The sequence below is a fragment of the Azospirillum melinis genome (genome assembly GCF_013340935.1).
GTDB lineage: Bacteria > Pseudomonadota > Alphaproteobacteria > Azospirillales > Azospirillaceae > Azospirillum > Azospirillum melinis.
Window position 1 is genome coordinate 86,609 of record NZ_WHOS01000002.1, and the last position, 21,020, is coordinate 107,628.

General features: G+C 68.4%; 19 protein-coding genes. 13 read left to right on the forward strand and 6 right to left on the reverse strand.

Annotated features, from left to right (window positions below; all coding sequences use genetic code 11):
- Window positions 1–7 precede the first annotated feature (7 nt).
- The 3 genes from GBZ48_RS02090 to GBZ48_RS02100 are packed head-to-tail and all read right to left on the reverse strand — an operon-like array spanning window position 8 to window position 3,038.
- Complete coding sequence (locus tag GBZ48_RS02090; RefSeq protein ID WP_174469489.1) at window positions 8–1,060, reverse strand: phosphotransferase; 1,053 nt, start codon at window positions 1,058–1,060, stop codon at window positions 8–10.
- The gene (locus tag GBZ48_RS02095; RefSeq protein WP_174469490.1) at window positions 1,057–2,253 is read right to left on the reverse strand and encodes an acyl-CoA dehydrogenase family protein; all 1,197 of its coding nucleotides are present in this window, start codon (window positions 2,251–2,253) and stop codon (window positions 1,057–1,059) included. Before GBZ48_RS02095 ends, GBZ48_RS02090 begins: the two co-directional genes overlap by 4 nt.
- Before the next feature lie 17 nt (window positions 2,254–2,270).
- On the reverse strand, window positions 2,271–3,038 hold the full coding sequence (locus GBZ48_RS02100; RefSeq protein WP_174469491.1) for an SDR family NAD(P)-dependent oxidoreductase: 768 nt from the start codon (window positions 3,036–3,038) through the stop codon (window positions 2,271–2,273).
- A 148-nt stretch (window positions 3,039–3,186) separates the two neighbouring features.
- Between GBZ48_RS02100 and GBZ48_RS02105 the strand changes: the two genes are divergently transcribed.
- Window positions 3,187–3,882: a TetR/AcrR family transcriptional regulator gene (locus GBZ48_RS02105; protein ID WP_098736486.1), complete on the forward strand. Its 696-nt coding sequence runs from the start codon at window positions 3,187–3,189 to the stop codon at window positions 3,880–3,882.
- Here GBZ48_RS02105 and GBZ48_RS02110 read toward each other — a convergent pair.
- On the reverse strand, window positions 3,879–5,486 hold the full coding sequence (locus GBZ48_RS02110) for a class I adenylate-forming enzyme family protein (RefSeq protein WP_174469492.1): 1,608 nt from the start codon (window positions 5,484–5,486) through the stop codon (window positions 3,879–3,881). The genes GBZ48_RS02105 and GBZ48_RS02110 overlap by 4 nt on opposite strands.
- Window positions 5,487–5,760: 274 nt before the next feature.
- Between GBZ48_RS02110 and GBZ48_RS02115 the strand changes: the two genes are divergently transcribed.
- Window positions 5,761–7,356: an alpha/beta fold hydrolase gene (locus tag GBZ48_RS02115; protein WP_174469493.1), complete on the forward strand. Its 1,596-nt coding sequence runs from the start codon at window positions 5,761–5,763 to the stop codon at window positions 7,354–7,356.
- Window positions 7,357–7,400: 44 nt separating this feature from the next.
- Here GBZ48_RS02115 and GBZ48_RS02120 read toward each other — a convergent pair whose 3' ends face one another.
- Window positions 7,401–8,276, reverse strand: coding sequence for an IclR family transcriptional regulator (locus GBZ48_RS02120; RefSeq protein ID WP_174469494.1), 876 nt, complete (start codon window positions 8,274–8,276; stop codon window positions 7,401–7,403).
- A gap of 366 nt (window positions 8,277–8,642) precedes the next feature.
- On the opposite strand from GBZ48_RS02120, the gene GBZ48_RS02125 reads away from it, so the two are divergent.
- From GBZ48_RS02125 to GBZ48_RS02175, 11 genes are all read left to right on the forward strand, one after another.
- Window positions 8,643–9,533 (forward strand): MBL fold metallo-hydrolase, encoded by an 891-nt coding sequence (locus GBZ48_RS02125; RefSeq protein WP_174469495.1) that lies wholly within the window; start codon window positions 8,643–8,645, stop codon window positions 9,531–9,533.
- A gap of 36 nt (window positions 9,534–9,569) precedes the next feature.
- Window positions 9,570–11,159 carry an FAD-binding oxidoreductase gene (locus GBZ48_RS02130; RefSeq protein WP_174469496.1) on the forward strand — a complete coding sequence of 530 codons (1,590 nt, stop codon included), beginning with the start codon at window positions 9,570–9,572 and terminating at the stop codon, window positions 11,157–11,159.
- Window positions 11,160–11,185: 26 nt separating this feature from the next.
- Window positions 11,186–12,442: a 3-isopropylmalate dehydratase large subunit gene (locus tag GBZ48_RS02135; protein ID WP_174469497.1), complete on the forward strand. Its 1,257-nt coding sequence runs from the start codon at window positions 11,186–11,188 to the stop codon at window positions 12,440–12,442.
- A gap of 8 nt (window positions 12,443–12,450) precedes the next feature.
- Window positions 12,451–13,014 (forward strand): 3-isopropylmalate dehydratase small subunit, encoded by a 564-nt coding sequence (locus tag GBZ48_RS02140; RefSeq protein WP_246306933.1) that lies wholly within the window; start codon window positions 12,451–12,453, stop codon window positions 13,012–13,014.
- Complete coding sequence (locus GBZ48_RS02145; protein ID WP_246306934.1) at window positions 12,998–13,858, forward strand: isocitrate lyase/PEP mutase family protein; 861 nt, start codon at window positions 12,998–13,000, stop codon at window positions 13,856–13,858. Before GBZ48_RS02140 ends, GBZ48_RS02145 begins: the two co-directional genes overlap by 17 nt.
- A 75-nt stretch (window positions 13,859–13,933) precedes the next feature.
- Window positions 13,934–15,076, forward strand: coding sequence for an ABC transporter substrate-binding protein (locus GBZ48_RS02150; protein WP_174469499.1), 1,143 nt, complete (start codon window positions 13,934–13,936; stop codon window positions 15,074–15,076).
- Between the two features lie 193 nt (window positions 15,077–15,269).
- On the forward strand, window positions 15,270–16,148 hold the full coding sequence (locus tag GBZ48_RS02155) for a branched-chain amino acid ABC transporter permease (protein ID WP_174469500.1): 879 nt from the start codon (window positions 15,270–15,272) through the stop codon (window positions 16,146–16,148).
- Window positions 16,145–17,149, forward strand: a complete 1,005-nt coding sequence (locus GBZ48_RS02160) for a branched-chain amino acid ABC transporter permease (RefSeq protein WP_174469501.1) — start codon at window positions 16,145–16,147, stop codon at window positions 17,147–17,149. The genes GBZ48_RS02155 and GBZ48_RS02160 overlap by 4 nt, the downstream gene beginning before the upstream one ends.
- A complete protein-coding gene (locus GBZ48_RS02165) occupies window positions 17,146–17,931 on the forward strand; it encodes an ABC transporter ATP-binding protein (protein ID WP_174469502.1) in 786 nt (261 codons plus the stop codon). Before GBZ48_RS02160 ends, GBZ48_RS02165 begins: the two co-directional genes overlap by 4 nt.
- Entirely contained in the window at window positions 17,924–18,631 is a 708-nt protein-coding gene (locus GBZ48_RS02170; RefSeq protein ID WP_174469503.1) for an ABC transporter ATP-binding protein, read from the forward strand. The genes GBZ48_RS02165 and GBZ48_RS02170 overlap by 8 nt, the downstream gene beginning before the upstream one ends.
- 5 nt (window positions 18,632–18,636) lie before the next feature.
- Window positions 18,637–20,079, forward strand: coding sequence for an FAD-binding oxidoreductase (locus GBZ48_RS02175; protein ID WP_174469504.1), 1,443 nt, complete (start codon window positions 18,637–18,639; stop codon window positions 20,077–20,079).
- Between the two features lie 16 nt (window positions 20,080–20,095).
- On the opposite strand, the gene GBZ48_RS02180 is transcribed toward GBZ48_RS02175, so the two are convergent.
- Complete coding sequence (locus GBZ48_RS02180) at window positions 20,096–20,926, reverse strand: class I SAM-dependent methyltransferase (RefSeq protein WP_246306935.1); 831 nt, start codon at window positions 20,924–20,926, stop codon at window positions 20,096–20,098.
- Window positions 20,927–21,020: the final 94 nt, after the last annotated feature.

The following is a 21,020-nucleotide window of genomic DNA, read 5'->3' on the forward strand; positions in this document are numbered from 1 at the left end:
TCTCCGATCATGGCGCGGCCTCGACGGCATCGAGGTGGCGCAGCAGGTCCATTTCGATCTCCGGCAGCATCCGGCCGGTCAGCGCCAGTTCCAGCGACGGCTCGGTGCCGGAGATGTGGCGGTCGGCCTGCTGGATGGCGATGACCGCCCAGCGCATGCAAGCCGCGGCCTCCCAATAGGCGACAGCGGCCGGGTCCACCCTGCGTCCGGCGGTTTCCTCGTAGCCGGCATAGAGGTCGGCGCGGTCGGCGATGCCGCCGGCCTCACGGTCGTTGCGGCCGAACCGCCAGCAGGCGGCGCAGAACCAGCCCAGATCCTCCATGGGATCCGACCAGCCGGCGAACTCCCAATCGATGATCGCGGTCAGCCTGTCAGCATCGACCATGTAGTTGCCGGTGCGGTAGTCGCGATGGCACAGCACGAGATCGCCGGCCGCCGGTGCGTTCCGCTCCAGCCAACGCAGGCCGTAGGCTAGCACCGGATCGCTGGCGGCATAGCGCCCGGCCCAGCGGCGGAAATCCGCCACCGCCTGCAAGGCCGCTGTCGGTTCCGGCAGCTCCAGAAACTCCAGCCCTGCCGCCAACTCCGTCTGGCCCGGCCGCACCCGGTGGATCAAACCGAGCTGCCGGCCGAGTTCATGGGCCAACTCGCGCCGCGGTTCCTCGCTCTTGACGATGCGGAAGCCGGCGGCGACGCCCGTCGCCCGCCGCATGATGTAGAAGGGTGCCCCCAGCATGGCCGGATCGGCGCCCACGAACAGCGGCTCCGGCACAGTGGCGCCGGCGGCGAAAACGGCGCGCAGGACCGCGGCCTCCTCCGCCTTGCCCAGGCTGGCCGAGACGCCGGACGCCGATCCGGTGCGCAGCACGCAAGGATGGCGACCGGATAGCGGCCCGCCGTCGATCTCCAGCGTCACCGCGAGGTTGAGCGAGATGGCGCCGCCGCTGAGCCGCCCCTCGTCGATCACGCTGACCGACCGCGCCCCGGCCTGTCCGGTCAGCCAGCTTTCAAGAGCGGCCTTTTGATCGGGGGCAAGACCGGCCTTGCCGCCGCCGCTCACCGCCAGCCCCAGAAATCGTCGCCCTCGGCGAGGTAGCTGCGGCTCAGCACCATCTTATGGACCTCAGACGCGCCGTCGACCAGCTTGGCCTGCCGGGCGTAGCGGTAGATCCATTCCAGCACCGTGTCCTTCGAATAGCCGCGCGCACCGCAAAGCTGGATCGCCGTGTCCGCCGCCTTGAACAGCGTGTCGGCAACCTGGACCTTGGCCATCGACACCTCCTTGCGGGCGAAGCTGCCGCTGTCCAGCGCGTGCGCCGCCTTCATGGTCAGCAGCCGGCCGATCTCGATCTGCATGGCCGTCTCGCCCAGCATCCACTGCACGCCTTCATGCTCGGCCAACGGCATGCCGAAGCTCTCGCGCTCCTTGACGTAAGCTCCGGCGATCTCCAGGCAGCGCTTGGCAAGGCCGGTCCAGCGCATGCAGTGGGTCAGCCGAGCCGGGCCGAGCCGGATCTGCGTCACCTTCAGCCCGTCGCCGACCTTCATCACCACATTCTCGTCCGGGATTTCCAGCCCGTCGAAGATCAGCTCGCAATGGCCGCCATGCTCCTCCGGCCCCATGATCGGGATGCGGCGCTCGATGCGCCAGCCGGGCTGGTCCTTGTCGAACAGGAAGGCGGTCAGCCCCTTGCGCGGATCGTCCGACGTGCGCGCCATCAGGATGAAGTGCTGCGCCGCGTCGGCTCCGGTGATGAACCATTTACGACCCGTCACCACCCAGCGGTCGCCCTTGCGCTCCGCCCTGGTCTTCATCATCGACGGGTCGGAGCCGCCACCCGGATGCGGTTCGGTCATGGCGAAGGCGCTGCGCACGCGGCCTTCGACAATCGGGGCGAGCCAGCGCTCCTTCTGGGCCGGCGTGCCGACCATGCTCAATAGCCGCATGTTACCGTCGTCTGGTGCGGCGGCGTTGAAGCAGACGGGACCGAAGATGGAGCGGTTCATCTCCTCATAGCAGGCGGCGACGCCGACCATCGGCAGGCCGTGGCCGCCGACCTCCTTCGACAGTTGCAGGGTCCACAGCCCGGCCGCCTTCACCTTGGCGCGCAGCGCCTCCAGCGGCGCTTCGGCGATGTTCTCGTGCTCGTCCCAGTTGGCGCGGTCGGCCTCGACGGGAAGGATCTCGTCCTCGACGAAGGCGCGGACACGGCGGCGATAATCTTCCAACTCCGCGGGAAGGGTGAAATCCATTGAACCGCTCCGTTCGTTCAGAGGGAGGAAACCAGATGGCCGCCATCGACGGCCAGAACCGATCCGGTCATGTAGGCGCCGGCATCCGACGCCAGCAGAAGCAGCGGCCCGTCGAGATCGGCCAACCGGCCTAGCCGGCGCTGCGGGATGCGCTTGACCAGCGCCTTGCCGGCATCGCTGGCGAAGAAATCGGCGTTCAGCTCGGTCTCGACATAGCCGGGGCACAGCGCATTGACGCGGATGTTGTGGCGCGCCAGTTCCAGCGCCATCGCCTTGGTCAGATGCACCAGCCCGCCCTTGGCGGCGATGTAGGACGAGACCTGCCCCGCCACCCGCATGCCGAGGATGGAGGCGATGTTGACGATGGCCCCGCCTGCTTTATCGTCACGCATGCGCTGCGCCACCGCGCGCGCCACGCGGGCGCAGCCGGTCAGGTTGGTGTCGATCACCCGGTCCCACTCCTCCTCGCTCATGTCGAGGAAGGGGCGGGTGGCGGTGACGCCGGCATTGTTGACGAGGATGTCGATGCGGCCCAGCGCCCCCCATGCCTCGCCGACCGCGGCGATGACGGAGACGGGGTTGGTGACGTCCATGGCGACGACGACGGCGCTGCCGCCGGCGGCCTCGATGGCGGACCGCGTTTCGGCCAGCGCCTCGGTCCGCCGCGCGGCCAGCGCCACGCGGGCGCCCGCCTTCGCCAGGACACCGGCGAAGTGGCGGCCCAGGCCGCTGGAGGCGCCGGTGACCAGTGCCGTCCTGCCGGTCAGATCGATGGAGACGCTCATGCTTCCTCCCATGGTCGGGATCGTTTGGCGAGGCGGCGGGGCACGGCCCCGATCGGCACTCTTAAAAATCGAGCGAGCGCTCGCTTTATATCCTTGGCGCCGATGATGTGCAAGAACGATCAGCATCGCAAACGATAGGACAGCCGGTATGAACAGCTTGCGCGACTTCCAGGCACGGCACGATCTGTCGATGGAGGCGTTGTGCGCCCGCATCCTGGAGCGGCATGCCGCGACCATCCGGGTGAAGAAGCCGGCGGTCGCCATCGGCAATCTGGCGCGCATCGTCGAAACCACGCTGATGCTGGCGAACCGCAAGGGCTTCCACTCCACCAGCCTGCGTGACCTGACCGAGCAGTCGGGGCTGAGCATGGGGGCGCTCTACGCCTATTTCGACAGCAAGGACACGCTGCTGATGATGATCCTGGGCCAGGTCGTCAGCGTGGTGGAGGAGGTGCTGGGCCACCCGCCCGACGGGCTGGCGAACGACCCGGCCGCCCGGCTGCGCTGGCTGCTCAGCACCCACCTGTTCCTGACCGAGACCATGCATCCCTGGTTCGTCTTCGCCTATATGGAGGCAAAGTCCTTCCCCAAGGACGGGCGCGACCTTGCCGTCACCAGCGAGATGCTGACGGAGAGCATGATCGCCGACGCGCTGGCCGACGGCGTCGCCCGCGGCCTGTTCGCCATGCCCGACGTGACGATGACGGCGGCGCTGATCAAGCCGATGCTGCAGGACTGGTACGTGAAGCGCGCCAAGCACCGCCGCCGCGGCATCACGCCCGACCTCTATGCCGAGCAGTTGATCGCCTTCGTCGAGGCGGCGGTGGGGCTGAGGCGGGCCTAGGTCGCGGACACCTGATCGCGCAGCACCCGCTTGGTCACCTTGCCGTTGGCGTTGCGCGGCAGCGCGTCGCCCAGCAGCGTGACGTAATCGGGCACCTTGTACTCGGCGAGGCTGGCCCGGCAGAAGTCGCGCACGTCCTCTTCGGTCAGGCTGCCCGACTTCGAAATGACGAAGACGTGGATCTTCTCGCCCAGCACCGGATCGGGATGAGCGACCACCGCCGCCTCCACCACATCCGCATGGCGGACCAGCAGATTTTCGACCTCCACGCTGTAAATCTTGTGGCCGCCGCGGTTGATGACGTCGTTCTTGCGGTCGTGGAGCCGGAGATAGCCGCGCCCGTCCAGCGTGCCGATGTCGCCGGAGCGCCAATAGCCGTCGACGAAGCTGTCGCGGGTGGCGTCCTCGCGATTCCAATAGCCGCGGATGGTCATGGGGCCGCGGATCCACACCTCGCCGCTCACCCCCGGCGGGCATTCGCGGCCCTGATCGTCGACGATGCGCAGGTCGCCGCAGGGCACGCACATGCCGACCGAATCCAGGCAGGCGCGGGTGTGGCCGATGGGAACGACGCTGATGATGGTGGCGCATTCCGTCGAACCGTAGGCGTTCAACAGATGCAGGTCGGGCAGCCGTTCCGCCATCGCCTCCACCGTCGCTTCCGGCATCGGGGCGCCGCCGAAGCCGCCGATCCGCCAGGACGACAGGTCGTAGCGGCTGAAATCGGCGCGCAGCAGGCAGAGATTGTACATGGCCGGCACCAGCACGGTGGTGGTCATGCGCTCCCGGCTCGCCAGTTCCAGGAACCCGGCGACCTCGAAGGCGGGCATCATCACGGTGCAGCCGGCGACGCGGATCATCGCCATGACGACGGCGACCAGACCGGTGACGTGGGAGGCCGGAACCGCCAGCACCGCCCGCTCGCCCTCGCGATAGTCCCAGCATTCCTCGAAATGCATGGCGGAGTGGATGATGTTCACATGGGCCAGCAGCGCGCCCTTCGGCTTTCCGGTGGTGCCGGAAGTGTAGAGGATGACGGCGGTGTCCTCCTCCCGCTGCGGTTCCGCGGACTGTGGAAGGTCGGCGGCGGTTTCCAGCAACTCCTCGAAGGGGCGGCAGCCGTCCACCGCTCCGCCGGCGGAGAAGCGCGAGACGAGCGACGGCACCTCCGCGGCGTCGGGCATCCGGTCGGCGAGGCCCGAGTCATGGATCAGGATGGAGGCGCCGCAGTCGCTCAGGATGCCGGCGATGCCCGGCCGCTGTTCCCGCGCGCTGACCGGCACCGCGACGATGCCGGCGCGGGCCGCCGCCAGCAGGGCGATGAGGAATTCCGCACGGTTGGACAGGACAAGCGCCATGCGGTCTCCCGGCCGGGCGCCTTGCGCCAGCAGGGACGCGGCGGCGCGCGTCACCAGCGCGTCCAGCCGCCCATAGCTGTAACGCCGCTCCCCATCCACCAGCGCCTCGCCGTCCGGCCGGCGCGCGACGGCGGCGCGGAACATGGCGTCGATGGTGGCTGGACGCTCGCTGTAGCACGGTACGAGGCGCGTGCCGAAAAGCAGCTCGCGCCGTTTGGAAACGCCGATCCCGTCCGGCCAGGCCATGCCGTTCCTCCCTGACGATTCAATTAGAATTTACGGTGGAGTTTCTGCATCCGGGCGGTGCCGGGGCACGATGCTTTGCAGCCCCACCGGCACCGCACTTGTCGGTGTTGCGGAAACTATGTCATCCTATGAACTGAGTGTCAAATAGCGACACCGTCAGTATGGCGAACATAAGGCCCGAAGTGACCAGGGCCGGCGCTTCGCGCCCCCATCCCCTACATCCGCACATCATCGAAGAGCAGGCGCCTGATGCCAGCCAATCGGGAGGAAACTGATGTCGACACCCCATTACGTGACCCTCGCCGACAGCCAGATGCGTGTCTGGCGCAGCGGATCGGGCCCGGATCTGCTGGTCCTTCCCGGTCTGATCGAAGCGGCCTCTGTCTGTGCCGACCGGCTGGCAGGTGCCCTGCCGGGTTGGACCGTCACCGCGCTCGACCTGCCGGGAACCGGCGGGTCGGTCACGAGCTGGGCGAACGACGTCGCCGGACTGGCCCGCCTGATCGCCAATGCCGCCCGCCGTCTCGGCCTGACCGCCTGCCCGCTGCTGGCCTTCGACCTTGCGGCCCCTCTGGCACGCGCTCTGCCGACAACGGGGTGGCAGCCGGACGGCGTGCTGCTGGTCGACACCGCCATGGCGGAGGGGTGGAGCGAACGGGACTTGCGCCCCGCTTCGCTGACTCCCCGTGCGGATGGCACCCATCTGGCAGTGCTGTGGGCGCATCTGCGCGACGCCCATGTTCTGGAACCGCGTGATGCCAGCCATCCGGCCAGGAGCGGCGCTCCCCTGCCCGCTCCGCCTGAGCTGGATGCGATGCTGCGCAGCGCCGCCGTCGCACCGGACCGGTATGGGGCGCTGTGGTCGCTGTGCCTGGACGCCATGCGCGCGGAGACCGGCTCTGCCGCCGGGGAGAGTCGCATCGATGGGCTGGCGGAGGTCGCCAACCGTCTCGCGCCGATGGCCGCCGGCCGGAAGGCCGCCGCTGCGCTGCCGCCAGCCCGGCCTTTCGCCGACCCACTGCGGGTCTGGCACGACTACGCCGACACGCCCCATGGCCGCATCCATCTGCGCCGCGCCGGGCGCGGCCGGCCGCTGCTGGCTTTCCAGTCGGCACCGGGCTCGTCGGCACCGCTGCTGCCGCTGCTGCATGGGCTGGCGGCGGAACGGGAGGTCATCGCCCCCGATTATCTCGGCAACGGCGAGTCCGACAAGCCGGAGCGTGCGGTGGACATCGGCGCGCTGGCCGACGACATGCTGGCGCTGGCCGACGCGCTCGGTCTGGACGGGTTCGACCTGTGGGGAACCCATACCGGCGCGCTGGTGGCCCTCGACCTGACGGTTCGCCACCCCGAGCGGATCGGCCGCGCGGTGCTGGAGGCGCCGGTGCTGATCCCGGCAGACTTCAGCGCCGACATCCTCGACCATTACTTCCCGCCGCTGGCCGCCGACCGCTGGGGGCTGCATCTGCTCCAGGCCTGGAACATGCGGCGCGACATGTTCCTGTTCTGGCCATGGTACCGGCAGGAGCGCGCCGCCGTCCGCGATATCGGCGTCCCCACCGCGGCGGTGCTGCATGACTGGACCATGGGACTGCTGGCGAGCGGCAGCCATTACGACCGCTCCTACCGCGCCGCCTTCCGCTACGACACGCGGGCGGCCCTGGTGCGCCTGACCCGTCCGGCCCTGATCTGCGCCGGTCCGGCCGACATGCTGGTCGAAGGGCTGGCGGAGGCGAAGACGCTCGCCCCGCCCGGAACGGAGGTCACGCCGACCCCTGCCACCGTCTGGTATCCCGGTCAGGGCGCCCAGGCGGTACAGGAAACCATCGACTGCTACGCTGCCTTCCTCAACGGAAAGTCCGAAGCATAAGTTTCGCACCCTGTGTCATAAGGCGATACTGCCGCCGTCCCATCTCAGCCGCCGATGGCGGACTGGGCGCGGGCGGCGCGGTGCAGCGGCGGCGCCGACAGGGAATAGAGGTTGGCCGAGATCTCCCGCACCGCGTCGCGCATGTCGTCGAGGAAATTGGGCTGGCCGTTGCGGACGATGTGGGGGGTCAGGCCGGTCAGGCTGACGGCGGCGATCAGCCGGCCGTCCGGCTCGAACAGCGGCATGGCGATGGCGGCCAGCCCCTCGATCACGTCATCGACCGCCACCGACCATCCGCGCTGCCGCACCTCCTCCAGCTCCTTCGCCAGTTGGCGGGGGTCGGTGGTGGTGTGGGGGGTGAGGCGCGTGGTCCCGCGCGACAACACGCGGTCGACCTCCGCCTCCGGCAGATAGGCCAGCAGCACCCGCGGTGCCGCACCGCAATTCATCGGCAGCTGCCCGCCGACGATCCACCAGCGCACCTCGACCGAGCGGTCGCTGTGGAACTGGTCCAGGCAGACGGCCGATCCGTCGTGATAGACCGACAGGAACACGGTGCTGCCGGTCGTCTTCGCCAGCCGCGACAGGATTGTGGAGGCGATCTGGCGCAGGTCTCGGCGTTCCGGCACCGCCCCGGCCAGCTTCAGGATCTCGAGCCCCAGGCTGTATTTCTGGCTCTGTGCGTCGAAGGCGGCGAAGCCGTCCTGCACCAGAGTCAGCAGGATGCGCCGCGCCGTCCCCTTGTCGAGCTTCGCAGCGCTGGCGACCTCCGTCAGGGTCAGCGTCGGGCCTTCCTGATAGAAGCTGCGCAGCACGGCCAGGGCCCGCGACACCGCGCGGACGCTGAGACCGCTCTTTTCCGTACCTAGCTCTGCGCCCTGATTGTCCGCGCCCTGGTTGTCGTCCTGTTCGGTGTCCATACGATCAAGCCCCTTATGGATGTCCCGCGTGTCGAGTCCAGGCGGAAACGCCGCTGTCCGGCACAGCCGGCGGAAGACGGCGGAACCGCCATCATCCCGCCGCGGTAGCAGCGCCGGCTAGCATTGATGGCCGGCACGGGGTTCCGCAACCCCTTTCCACCGTCCCTAACGCGATGCGCCGTCCGTGTCAAACAGTGACACCAATTTTGCCTGTTGACACGATCAAGCGCAAATGGTTTCCTTGCCAAACAAACAGAACAAGCGCGCCCCACCGCCTTTGCGGATGGCGGGCGCCCCATGCTCCGGCACGCCGCTGTCCCCTGATTTCCCGGACCGGCCGCCGGCATCCTGCACGAGGGGAGGACTATGCACACCATCGCCCTTGGTGCGTTCACGGTCACGCGGATCGAGGAAATGCTGACGCCGGGCTTCGACCCCGGCTTCCTGTTTCCGGCCTACGACGAGGCGATCCTGACCCGGAACCCCGAACTGGCCGAACCGAACTTCCTCGACCCGGCATCAAAGCGCCTGATGTCGAGCATGCATTCCTGGCTGATCCGCACCGACAGCCATGTGATCCTGGTCGACACCGGCTGCGGCAACCACAAGGAACGCCACACCCCCGGCTTCGAGCGCTTCCACATGCTGGACAAGCCCTATCTGCGAAACCTCGCGGCAGCGGGCGTGCAGCCGGAGGACGTGACCCTGGTCATCAACACCCATCTGCACATCGACCATGTCGGCTGGAACACCCAGCTTGTCGACGGGCGCTGGGTGCCGACCTTCCCCAACGCCCGCTACATCTACGGTGCGCAGGAATTCAAGCACTGGCGCAGCCCCGAAGGTGGGTTGGTCGGCATGCCGGGCAACGGCCCGGTGATGGAGGACAGCGTCCTGCCGGTCTGGGAAGCCGGGCAGGTGGAACTGATCGAGGACGGCGACCGCATCCTCGACGGGCTGTCGGTGGAACTGGCCCCCGGCCACACCGCCGGCCAGATGTTCGTCCGGCTGGAGTCGGACCGGCACGCCGCCTACTTCACCGGCGACTGCCTGCACCAACCGATGCAGGTGGCGCGCCCCGACTGGAACAGCCGCTTCTGCGAGGATCAGGCGCAGGCGGTGGCGACCCGCCGCCGGCTGCTGGACCATGCCGCCGACCGCGGCGCCCTGGTCTTCCCCGCCCATTTCGGCGCTCCCCACACCGGCTATGTCCGCCGGACGGCCGAGACTTTCCGGTTCGAGCCGCTCGCGGCCTGATCATTCAGCCCGATCATACCCGAAAGGGACATCCCCATGAGCATCGCCACCCTCGACGGCCCGGCCACTCTGATCGACACCCTGCGCACGGCGCTTGGGCCCGACGGCCTGCTGGATGACGAGAAGAGCCGGACCTTCTACGCCAACGACGTGTTCTGGCAGCCGGGCATCGCGCCGCTCGCCATCGCCCTGCCGCGCGACCGCGACGCGGTTGCCGCCACCGTGCGCGCCGCCCATGACGCCGGCGTGGCGGTGGTGCCGCGCGGCGGCGGCATGTCCTACACCAAGGGCTATCTGCCCGAAGGCCCGAATTCGGTCGTCATCGACAGCCGCCGGCTGAACCGCATCATCGACCTGAACACCGACAGCCTCTATGTGACGGTTGAGACCGGCTGCACCTGGGCGGCGCTGAACGAGGCGCTGGAGGGAACCGGCCTGCGCACCGGCTATTGGGGGCCGCTGTCTGGCATCAACGCCACCATCGGCGGCGCCCTGTCGCAGAACAGTGCCTTCTTCGGCTCCGCCCTGCACGGCACCGTGGCGGAAAGCGTGCTGGGCGTCACCGTGGTGCTGGCCGACGGGCGCATCGTCACCACCGGGTCGGGCGGGCGCGTCGGCACCAAGCCCTTCACCCGCTCGGGCGGTCCCGACCTAACCGGCCTGTTCCTGGGCGACAACGGCGCCATGGGCTTCAAGGTGGCGGCGACGCTGCGGCTGCACCGCCGGCCGGAGCACACCGATTTCCTGTCCTTCGGCTTCACCACCATGCAGGCGATGGCTGCTGCCCAGGTGGAGATGGCGCGGGCGCGCTGCGTGTCGGAAGGCTTCGGCATCGACCGCACCAAGGTCGAGCATTCGGCCAGCGTCAACAAGCTGTCGGACGGACTGAAGACGCTGGGCAACGTCGCCAAGGCCGGCAAGTCGCTGTTCCAGGGCGCCAAGGAGGCGCTGAGCGTCGCCACCGCCGGCACCGCCTTCCTCAAGGACCACAACTTCACCCTCCATCTGGTGGTGGAGGGGCGTAGCGAGACCCAGCTGCGCGAGGCGATGCAGACGGTGCGCGAGATTGGCGCCCGCCACGGCAAGGAGATCGAGAACAGCGTGCCCAAGGTCATGCGCTCCAAGCCCTTCGGGCCGGTGCGCGGCATGCTGGGGCGCGAGGGCCAGCGCTGGGTCCCGATCCACGCCATCTTCCCGCTGGGCGACGCCGACAAGGTGGTCGCCGCCAACGACGCCTTCTTTGCGGAGAAACGCGGCTTCATGGAGAAGCACGGCATCATCTATTCGGTGATGACCATGACGGTTGGCAACGACTTCTTCCTGGAGCCGGCCTTCTACTGGAACGACGAGATCACGCCGCTGCACGCCGCCAGCCTGGGCGACGAGGTGGTGAAGCCCTGGCGCGACCGTCCGGCCAACCCCGCGGCGCGCAATGCGGTGGCGGAACTGCGCCGTGCGACGCAGGAGCTGTATTGCAGCCTCGGCGGCGTCAGCTGGCAGGTCGCCCGCGACTATCCGTTCCGCGAGATCGTGACCCCCGAAACCTGGTCGCTGCTGGAGGGCGTCAAGCGCGCCGTCGATCCGCAGGGGCTGATGAATCCCGGCTCCCTCGGCCTCGGCCGCTGAGGGGCGGGAGCGGAGACATCCACGCCATGGGCTACACCATCACCGAGAAGATCCTGGCACGCGCGGCGGGGCTGCCCGCGGTGCGCGCCGGACAGGACATCAAGGCGAAGCCGGACTTCGTGCTGGCCTACGACTTCCCCGGCTACACCGACGTCTATTTCAAGACGATGAAGGAGGATTTCGGCATCGAGCGGGTGGCCGAGCCGGAACGCTTCGGCATCTTCATCGACCACATGGTGCCGACCGCCACCGCCAAGGAGGAGGAACTGCACATCAACACGCGCAACTGGTGCGCGGAGAACGATGTGCCGCTGTTCGAACGCCACGGCATCGGCCATCAGGTGGCGGCCGAGGTCGGCTATGCGACGCCGGGCGCCTTCGTCGTCCATTTCGACGGCCATGTCAGCCAGCTCGGCACTTTCGGCACGCTCGCCATCGGGCTGCGCCGCAACGTGATGGAAGCCTTCGTCAGCGACACGGTGTCGATCCGCGTGCCCGATACGGTGCGGGTGAATCTGCGCGGCTCCCTGCGGCCCGGCGTGATGGCGCGTGACGTCTTCCATCATCTGGTGCGCCGGCTGGGGCCGAGTTCCTGCCGCTTCCAGGTGCTGGAGCTGGGCGGACCGTCGGTGGCGGCGATGTCGACGGAGGGGCTGCAGACCATCACCGGGCTCGCCATGTTCACCGGCGCCCTGACCGCCATCGTCAATCCCGACCCGGTGCGGCTGGACTACGCCCTGCCGCGCGCCCGCAAGAAACTGGAGCCGGTGTCGAGCGATCCGGACGCGCAGTATTCAGCGGTCCACGACATCGACCTGTCGGATCTGGAACCCATCGTCGTCGTCCCGCCGACCCCGGCGGACACCCGCGACCTGACCGAATTCCTCGGACTGGAGATCAATGCCGGCTATCTCGGCTCCTGCGCCTCGGGCCGGCTGGAGGATCTGCGGGCGGCGGCCAAGGTGCTGGAGGGCCGGCGGGTCAAGACCGGCGTGTCGCTGCACATCGTGCCGACCAGCCAGGAGCTGATGGCGGCGGCGGCGCGCGAGGGTCTGGTGTCCACCCTGGTGGAGGCCGGCGCCTTCGTCTCCTCCCCCAGCTGCGACTATTGCTTCGGCCGCATCGCGACGATGACGGCGGGCCAGCGCGCGGTGTCCACCGGCACGCTGAACGTCCGCGGCCGGATGGGCAGCCCGGATTCGGAAATCTACCTCTGCAACGCCGCGGTGGTTGCCGCCTCCGCCATCGAAGGCCGGATCGCCGATCCGCGCCCGTACCTGTGAGGCCGGCCATGACCGAACCCACGCTCAATATGCCGCCGATGAAGGGCCGCGTCGCCTTCATCTTCGACGAGGTGAATTTCGACGTCGACCAGATCGTCGGCGTCAAGAACATCAAGATCACCGACGTGGCCGAACTGGCGCAGGTCGCCATGCAGGCCTACGACCCGGATTTCGCCAAGTCGGTGCGGCCGGGCGACCTGCTGGTCGGCGCCGACAATTTCGGCTACGGCCACCCGCACTACCCGCCGATGAAGGCGATGCGCCATCTCGGCGTCACCGGGGTGATCGCGGAGTCCTTCTCGCCCGGCTACTGGCGCGGCGAGGTCAGCATGGGCTTCCCGCAGGTCAGCTGTCCCGGAATCCTCGGCTTCGTCCAGCGCTGGGACGAGATTGAGGTCGACTGGGCGGCGGGCGTGGTCCGCAACCACACGCAAGGCACCGAAATTCCCTTCGAGCCGCTGCCGCAGGCGGATGCCGAGATGATCGAGGCCGGCGGCCTCGTCCCCTTCCTGAAGCGGCAGGCGGCCCAGCAACGCGAACAAAAGGATCATGCGCATGTCCCGGGGATCTGAATTCCGCAACCGTGTGCTGGCGCAGAAGACCGTCTGGTCGGCCGGCGCCTATGACGCCCTGTCCGCCCGTTTCATTGAGGCGGCCGGCTTCGACGCGCTGATGACCTCGGGCTTCGGCGTCTCGGCCTCCTTCCTCGGCCAGCCGGATGCCGAGCTCTACACCATGTCGGAAAACCTGACGGTGGTCCGCAACGTGGTGTCGGCGGTCAATGTCCCGGTCATCGCCGACATCGACACCGGATACGGCAACGCCATCAACGTGATGCGCACGATCCGCGAGTTCGAGGCGTCGGGCGTGTCGGCCGTCATCATGGAGGATCAGGTGGCACCCAAGCGCTGCCCGATCTGCGTCGGCGGGGTCGAGGTGATCCCGATGGACGAGGGCGTCGCCAAGATCCAGGCGGCGGTCGAGGCCCGGCGCGATCCCAACATGCTGATCATCGCCCGCACCGATGTGGTCGATCCGGCCGCCGCCATGGAGCGCGGGCGCGCCTATGTCGCCGCCGGCGCCGACATGATCCAGCCGATCAGCAAGTGCTTCAAGGACATCGACGGACTGCGCGCCATGCGCGAGGCGGTCGGCGCGCCGCTGTCGCTGCAGCTGCTCGGCTGGCTGGAGAAGCTGTCGGCCGACGAGGTCGAGGAGGTGGCCGGCATGGCGACCTACGCGCTGGTGCCGCTGATGACCGTCGCCTCGGCGCTGAAAGAGAATCTGGCCGCACTGGCGGAACGCCGCTCCACCCGCGACCTGCCGCGCCCGGTGACCGACCACAACAGCTTCATCGACTTCATCGGCTTCCCGCAGATCGAGGAATTGCAGAAGCGCTACCTGAAGACCGCCTGACGATCCTTTGCCGGCGGGCACCACCCGCCGGGGCCAAGGGCAACGCAAAAGACGACCAATCCACGGAGGAACCCCATGTTCGGTAGGCGCACTCTCCTTGCCGCCGCGGCGGCCCTGGCCCTGACCATTCCCGTCGCCGGCACCACCGGCGCACAGGCGCAGCAGCCCCCGGTCCGCATCGCCCTCATCGGGCCGATGAGCGGCACCGGCGCCTTCGAAGGCCAACTCGGCCTGGAAGGCGCGCAGGCGATGGCCGCGGTGATCAACGCCAAGGGCGGTGTGGCCGGCGGCCGCAAGATCGAGCTGCTGACCTACGACGACAAGGGTTCCCCCGAGGATGGCGTCAGCGCCGCCAAACGGGCGATGGAGCAGGACAACGTCGACATGATCATCGGCGGCTGGTTCAGCGCCGTCGCCCTGTCGATGAAGGAAGTGACGCGCGACAAGATCATCACCGTCATGACCAGCTCCCAGCATCCCAAGGTGACGGAGGAGGGACACAAGTACCTGTTCCGCCTGAACGCCACCTCGGCGATGATGTCGGAGTTCTATTCGAAGGCGATCTGCGAGCGGATCAAGCCCAAGTCCATCGCATTCATGAACGTCAACGACGACTGGGGCCGGCTGGAGCTGGACAACTACACCAAGCTGCTGACCGGCTGCGGCATCGAGGTGAAGGGGCACGAGTTCTACAACCGCACCGACACGGACTTCACCACCGCGCTGACCAAGCTGAAGTCGCTGAACGCCGACGCCATCTATGTCGCGGCGATCAACACCTCGCAGGGCGCGACGATCTACCGGCAGATCAAGCAAACCGGCTATCGCGGCAAGGTCATCGCGTCGGCCGGCAACATGAACCCGAAGCTGGTCGAGCTGTCCGGCAACTCGCTGGAGCAGGTTTATTCCGCCTCGCCCTTCACCGAGGACGGCGCCGCCCCGTCGCTGAAGCCGTGGCTGGAGCAGTACCGCAAGGACTACAAGAACGACCCGTCCTTCATCGCCGCGCTCGGCGCCCAGGCGGTGCAGACCCTGGCCTTCGGCGTCGATGCCGCCGGCGGTGACCCGCGCGCCTACGACAAGATCGCCGCGGCCCTGAAGTCGCAGGCGGTCCCGACCGTGATGGGGGAGCTGCGCTTCTCCGACAAGGGTCAGGCGAGCCAGGCGATCCATCTGGTGCAGGTTCAGAAGAAGCAGATCGTCAGCGTCCGGGATTAATGACCGGTAGCAAGAAGCCCTCTCCCGTCCCGGGAGAGGGAGGGGACCCACGAAGTGGGGAGGGTGAGGGGGCGGCCAAGAATCCCGGACCGCCTGGTTCCTTGGATCACCCCTCACCCTTCCCACCGCTTCGCGGCGGGCCCCTTCCCTCTCCCGGGGCGGGAGAGGGGGACTCCCGACAGGAAGATTCGACATGGATTTCACCGTCTTCGCCCAGCAGATCGCGAACGGCCTGGTCAACGGGATGGCCTATGTGCTCATCGCCACCGGGCTGACGTTGGTCTTCGGGGTGCTGCGCATCGTGAATTTCGCCCATGGCGAGTTCTACATGCTCGGCGCCTACATCACCTATTTCGTCGGCACCCTGTTCGGGCTCGACTACATCGCGGCGGCGGCGATCTCGGCCGTGGTGGTGGCGGGGCTCGGCGTCGCCGCCAACAAGCTGATCTTCTGGCCGCTGCGCCGCGACCATGAATTCACCATCCTGCTGTCCAGCCTGGGCCTTGCCCTGCTGATCGCCAACGGCGGCGAACTGCTGTTCGGCGCCGATCCGAAATATGTCGAGAGCCCCTTCGCCGACGAGGTGCTGGACATCGGCACGGTGACGCTGACCCAGCAGCGCGTGCTAGTCTTCGCCGCCGCGGTGGTGACGCTGATCGCCGTCTACCTGTTCATCCGCTATTCGCGCTTCGGCAAGATGATGCGGGCGACAGCGCAGAACCCGGACGGCGCGGCGCTGACCGGCATCAACATCGGGCTGGTCCACACCTACACCTTCGCGCTCGCCTGCGGGCTGGCGGCGCTGTCGGGCGCCTTGGTCGGCCCCACCGTGATGATCTTCCCGACCATCGGCAACTGGGCGGTGCTGAAGGGCTTCATCGTCGTCATCATGGGCGGTCTGGGCAGCGTCACCGGCGCCCTCTTCGCCGGCCTGCTGCTCGGCGTCATCGAATCGCTGGGCGGCGGCTACATCTCCCTCGGCTTCATGGAGGCGATCGGCTACGCGATGATCATCGCGGTCCTGCTGTGGCGCCCCAACGGCCTGTTCAGCACGGCGCGGGGTCTGCGATGAACACCAACTCTCACGGCCAGCCCCTGGCAATCGCCGGCGGCGTCGCCGCGCTGGCCGTCCTGCCCTTCCTGGCCGGCAACGCCTATCTGGAACATCTGCTGGTTCTGTGGATGCTGTATGCGCTGCTGGCGCTCAGCCTCAACATCGTCATCGGCTATCTCGGCGAACTCACCTTCGGCCATGCTGCCTTCGTCGGCGTCGGCGCCTACACCTCGGCGATCCTCTCGACGCAGCTCGGCCTGCCGCCGCTGCTGGGCCTGCCGCTGGCCGGGCTGGTGGCCGCGGCCTTCGGTCTGGTCATCGGCTATGCCGCATTGCGCGTGGTCGGGCCGCAGTTCGCCATCCTGACGCTGGGCTTCGGCGCCATCCTGTTCACCATCACCAACCATTGGGTCGATCTGACGCGCGGGCCCATGGGCATCACCGACATCCCGCCGATGGCGATCGGCCCGCTGGCCTTCGACAGCGCCCGCCCGACCTATTATCTGGTGCTGGCGCTGGTGCTGGCGACCGCCTATCTCTGCCACGCTCTGGTGGGCAGCCGCACCGGCCGCGCCTTCCTGGCGGTGCGGGAGAATGCGCCGCTCGCCGCCTCGCTCGGCATCAACGTCTTCCACACCAAGCTGATGGGTTTCGTTGCCGCCACCGCCATCGCCGGCATCGGCGGCGCCATCTATGCCCACTACATCCGGGTCATCACCCCGGACATCATGGGCGTCCACAATGTCGCCGCCCTCATCATCGTCGTCATCATCGGCGGGCGCGGCACCATCCTGGGGCCGATCCTGGGGGCGCTGGTCTATATCGGCCTCCTGGAATCGCTGCGCGTCGCCGGCCCGCTGCGCATGGTCATCTTCGCGGCCCTGCTGACCGGAACCGTCGTCTTCCTGCCGGGCGGGCTGATCAGCCTGTGGCAGCGCTGGCGGAATGCCCACAGGTCGGAGAACACCCAGCCGGCCACGCCCACCGGCTTGCCCAGCACCGAGGGAGGTGCGAAATGAACCCCGCCGCTCAGGAAATCCTCGCCGTCAGCAACCTGACCCGCATCTTCGGCGGCCTGACCGCGGTGCGCGACGTCACCATGACGGTTCAGGCCGGCGAGGTGGTCGGGCTGATCGGACCGAACGGCGCCGGCAAGACGACGCTGTTCAACATGCTGGGCGGTTCGCTGCCGCCCTCATCCGGCAGCATCCGCTTCGCCGGCACCGACTGCACCGGCGCGCCGTCGCACGTCATGGGCCAGCGCGGCGTGTCGCGCACTTTCCAGATCACCAGCCTGTTCCCCAGCCTGACCGCGCTCGACAATGTGCGCAGCGCCGCCTACCGCACGACGCGGGCGGGCTGGGGGGCCGCCATCCTGCGCAGCCCCGCCTATCGGCGGGAAGAGGCGGAGCTGCGGCGCAAGGCGCTGGAGATCCTGGCCTTCTGCGACCTCGACCACCGCGCCGACACGCTGGCCGACGCCATGTCCTACGGCGAGCAGCGCCGGCTGGAGATCGCCATCGCGCTGGCCGCCGAGCCGCGCCTGCTCCTCCTCGACGAGCCGGCCGCCGGCATGAACCCGGAGGAGGGCCAGCGGTTGGTCGAAATGATCCGCCGCATCCGCGCCCGCGGCGTCACAGTGCTGCTGGTGGAGCACCACATGCGCGTGGTCGCCAGCGTCTGCGACCGGCTGGTGGTGCTGGACCATGGGGTGAAGATCGCCGAGGGACCGCCGGCCAAGGTGCTGAACGATCCGGAAGTGATCCGCGTGTATCTGGGACGGGAGCCGGTCGATGCTTAAGGTCGAAGGTCTGAAGGTCCGCTACGGCCACCGCGAGGCGGTGCACGACGTCTCCCTGACCGTCGAGGACGGCGAGCTGGTCACGCTGGTCGGCTCCAACGGCGCCGGCAAGACGACGACGCTGAAGGCGATCTCCGCCCTGCTGCGGCCGAGCGGCGGGACGATCACCTTCGACGGCGAGCGCATCGACCGGCTGGCGCCCCATCAGGTGATCGAGCGCGGGCTGGTCCATGTACCGGAGGGCCGCCAGCTTTTCCCCGAGATGACGGTGCTGGAGCATCTGGAGCTGGGCGCGCTCCGCGGCCGGCCCGGCAGCATGGGCTTCGCCGAACGGCTGCGCTGGGTCTACGAGCTGTTCCCCATCCTGGCCGAACGCCGCACCCAGAAGGCCGGCACGATGAGCGGCGGGCAGCAGCAGCTTGTCGCTTTCGGCCGCGGCCTGATGGCCAACCCGAAATGCCTGATGCTGGACGAGCCGACGCTGGGGCTGGCGCCGATCATCGTCGACACGCTGGCCGACACCATCAAGAACCTGCATGGTACCGGCATCACCATCCTGCTGGTCGAGCAGCGGGTGGATCTGGCCCTGCGTCTGGCCGACCGCGCCTATGTGCTGGAGACCGGGCGGGTGGTGATGGAGGATTCGGCCCAGACCCTGCTGGCCGATCCGCGCATCAAGACCGCCTATCTCGGGCTGTGACGGGCATGTCCGGTACAGAGGTGGTGGAGCGGGCGCGGGCGATCCTCGGGCCGGCGCATGTCTTGTCCGATCCGGCCGACACCGCCCCCTTCCTGGCGGATTGGCGCGGGCGCTACCGCGGTGCAGCGCTGGGCGTGGTCCGTCCGGCCGATGCGGCTCAGGTGGCGGCCATCGTCCGGCTGTGCGCGGAGACCGGCACGCCGCTGGTTCCGCAGGGCGGCAACACCGGGGTGGTCGGCGGCGCCATTCCCGACGACAGCGGACGGAGCCTCGTCCTGTGCCTGTCGCGCCTGAACCGGGTCCGCGAGGTCGATCCCATCGGCGACAGCCTGACGGTGGAGGCCGGCTGCACCCTGGCCGCGGTCCAGGCCGCCGCGGAGGAGGCCGGGCGGCTGTTCCCGATGAGTCTGGGCAGCGAGGGCAGCTGCCAGATCGGCGGCACCATCGCCACCAACGCCGGCGGAACCGCCGTCCTGCGCTATGGCCCGATGCGCGACCTCGTGCTTGGTTTGGAGGTGGTGCTGCCCGACGGCACGCTGTGGAACGGGCTGCGGGCGCTGCGCAAGGACAACACCGGCTACGCCCTGAAGCACCTGTTCATCGGGGCGGAGGGCACGCTGGGCATCGTCACCGCGGCGACGCTGAAGCTGTTCCCAAGGCCGCAAAGTGTTGCCACCGGCTTCCTCGCCCTGCCCTCGCTGGACGCGGCCCTGCAAGTGTTCGCCCAACTGCGCGGTGCGCTGGGTGACCGGGTGACCACGGCGGAAATCCTGTCGGAGGCGCAACTGGCGTCGGTGCTGGCCCATGTGCCGGGCACGGTCAGGCCGCTCGGCACAATCATGCCCTGGTATCTGCTGGTCGAGGTCACCGACCCGATGCAGGGGCTGGATCTGGCCGCGCGGCTGGAGGATCTGCTGGCAACCGGGCTGGAGGACGGACGCATCGCCGACGCGGCGGTCGCCCGCAGCCAGGCCCAGGCGAATGGGATGTGGAAGCTGCGCCACAGCGTGTCGGAGGCCAATCGCAAGAGCGGCATCGTCGTCGGCCACGACACCGCGGTGCCGGTCGCCCGCATCCCCGACTTCGTCGCCCGCGCTACCGCGGCGGTCGCGGCGGTGCGGCCCGATGCCCGCGTCGTGGCCGTGGGGCACATCGGCGACGGCAACATCCATCTGGTCGCCATTCTGCCGGAAAGCCTCCGCACATCGGGCGAGCCGCTGGACCGCATCGCCCAGACGATCAGCGCCGCGGTCCATGAGCAGGCAATCGCGCTCGGCGGCACCATCAGCGCCGAGCATGGCATTGGCCAGAGCATGCGCGACGCGCTTGCCGCCTTCAAGGGACCGGCGGAGATGGCGCTGATGCACGGCATCAAGCAGCTGTTCGACCCGCTGGGAGTGATGAATCCGGGCAAGGTCGTGGCGGCCCGGCACTGCCCCCGGCACTGACCATTGTGTCCCCGGCTCAGGCCACCGCCGTTATCACATGCGCCTGAATCCTGCCGTCGATGGGGCCGTCGGCGAAATGCCGGGCGATGGCCTGGGTGGCGAGGTCCGTCACCTCGTCGAGACGGCCTGCATCCCGCGCCTCGATCTCCAGGCGCATGGGCGTTCCCTGGCAGAAGCCGGTCGCCGGATCGGCGGCCGTCGCCGCCCGGCTGCGCAACGTCACGGTCTCGATCCCGATGTCGGTGAAGCCGACTCCGTGGAGGTCGTCGCGGATGCGCCCGGTGTCATGGTAGCCGTGCGGCGTCCGTGCCATGAAGCCGGGCGGATCGTCGGGAAAGGCCGCGGCGACGGCGGCGCTGACGACCGCGGCGATCTCATTGTCCTCGATCCGGTCCCACACACTGAACAGGAAGCGGCCTCCCGGCTTCAGCACCCGGCGGGCTTCGGCAAACCCCGCGGACTTGTCCGGGAAGAACATCACGCCGAACTGACAGACGAGCGCATCGAAGCTGTCGCTCTCGAAAGGCAGGCTCAGGGCGTTCGCCTGCTGCCAAATAACTCGTGGGGTCTCGCGTGACGCATCCAGCTTCTGCGCCGCATGGTCGAGCATCGGCTGATTGAGGTCCGTCGCAACGAGTTCGACGCTTGCCGGCAGGGTCTGGACCAGGGCGCGCGTCACGATCCCGGTTCCGGCCGCCGTTTCCAGAATCCGTCCTTCCACGCCCGTAAGCCGTCGTGCCATATCGCCGGCATAGGGTTCGAACAGGAGGGGGCCGAGATAACGGTCGTAGAGCGCCGGAATCGCCCCCGCGAATGCCTTGTCCACGTCAGCCATGTCGCCCCCCATTTCAAAATGCGGGATCGCTCAGCCTAATCCGCGCTGACGATGCGGGCGATGGCCAATTGGGGGCGGACCCATGCTCCTTGGGTCCGCCAATCGA

Coding starts and splice junctions, on each gene's coding strand:
- GBZ48_RS02095 (WP_174469490.1), bottom strand. CDS start 2,253: ATGGATTTCACCCTTCCCGCGGAGTTGGAAGATTATCGCCGCCGTGTC.
- GBZ48_RS02100 (WP_174469491.1), bottom strand. CDS start 3,038: ATGAGCGTCTCCATCGATCTGACCGGCAGGACGGCACTGGTCACCGGC.
- GBZ48_RS02105 (WP_098736486.1), top strand. CDS start 3,187: ATGAACAGCTTGCGCGACTTCCAGGCACGGCACGATCTGTCGATGGAG.
- GBZ48_RS02110 (WP_174469492.1), bottom strand. CDS start 5,486: ATGGCCTGGCCGGACGGGATCGGCGTTTCCAAACGGCGCGAGCTGCTT.
- GBZ48_RS02115 (WP_174469493.1), top strand. CDS start 5,761: ATGTCGACACCCCATTACGTGACCCTCGCCGACAGCCAGATGCGTGTC.
- GBZ48_RS02120 (WP_174469494.1), bottom strand. CDS start 8,276: ATGGACACCGAACAGGACGACAACCAGGGCGCGGACAATCAGGGCGCA.
- GBZ48_RS02125 (WP_174469495.1), top strand. CDS start 8,643: ATGCACACCATCGCCCTTGGTGCGTTCACGGTCACGCGGATCGAGGAA.
- GBZ48_RS02130 (WP_174469496.1), top strand. CDS start 9,570: ATGAGCATCGCCACCCTCGACGGCCCGGCCACTCTGATCGACACCCTG.
- GBZ48_RS02135 (WP_174469497.1), top strand. CDS start 11,186: ATGGGCTACACCATCACCGAGAAGATCCTGGCACGCGCGGCGGGGCTG.
- GBZ48_RS02140 (WP_246306933.1), top strand. CDS start 12,451: ATGACCGAACCCACGCTCAATATGCCGCCGATGAAGGGCCGCGTCGCC.
- GBZ48_RS02145 (WP_246306934.1), top strand. CDS start 12,998: ATGTCCCGGGGATCTGAATTCCGCAACCGTGTGCTGGCGCAGAAGACC.
- GBZ48_RS02150 (WP_174469499.1), top strand. CDS start 13,934: ATGTTCGGTAGGCGCACTCTCCTTGCCGCCGCGGCGGCCCTGGCCCTG.
- GBZ48_RS02155 (WP_174469500.1), top strand. CDS start 15,270: ATGGATTTCACCGTCTTCGCCCAGCAGATCGCGAACGGCCTGGTCAAC.
- GBZ48_RS02160 (WP_174469501.1), top strand. CDS start 16,145: ATGAACACCAACTCTCACGGCCAGCCCCTGGCAATCGCCGGCGGCGTC.
- GBZ48_RS02165 (WP_174469502.1), top strand. CDS start 17,146: ATGAACCCCGCCGCTCAGGAAATCCTCGCCGTCAGCAACCTGACCCGC.
- GBZ48_RS02170 (WP_174469503.1), top strand. CDS start 17,924: ATGCTTAAGGTCGAAGGTCTGAAGGTCCGCTACGGCCACCGCGAGGCG.
- GBZ48_RS02175 (WP_174469504.1), top strand. CDS start 18,637: ATGTCCGGTACAGAGGTGGTGGAGCGGGCGCGGGCGATCCTCGGGCCG.
- GBZ48_RS02180 (WP_246306935.1), bottom strand. CDS start 20,926: ATGGGGGGCGACATGGCTGACGTGGACAAGGCATTCGCGGGGGCGATT.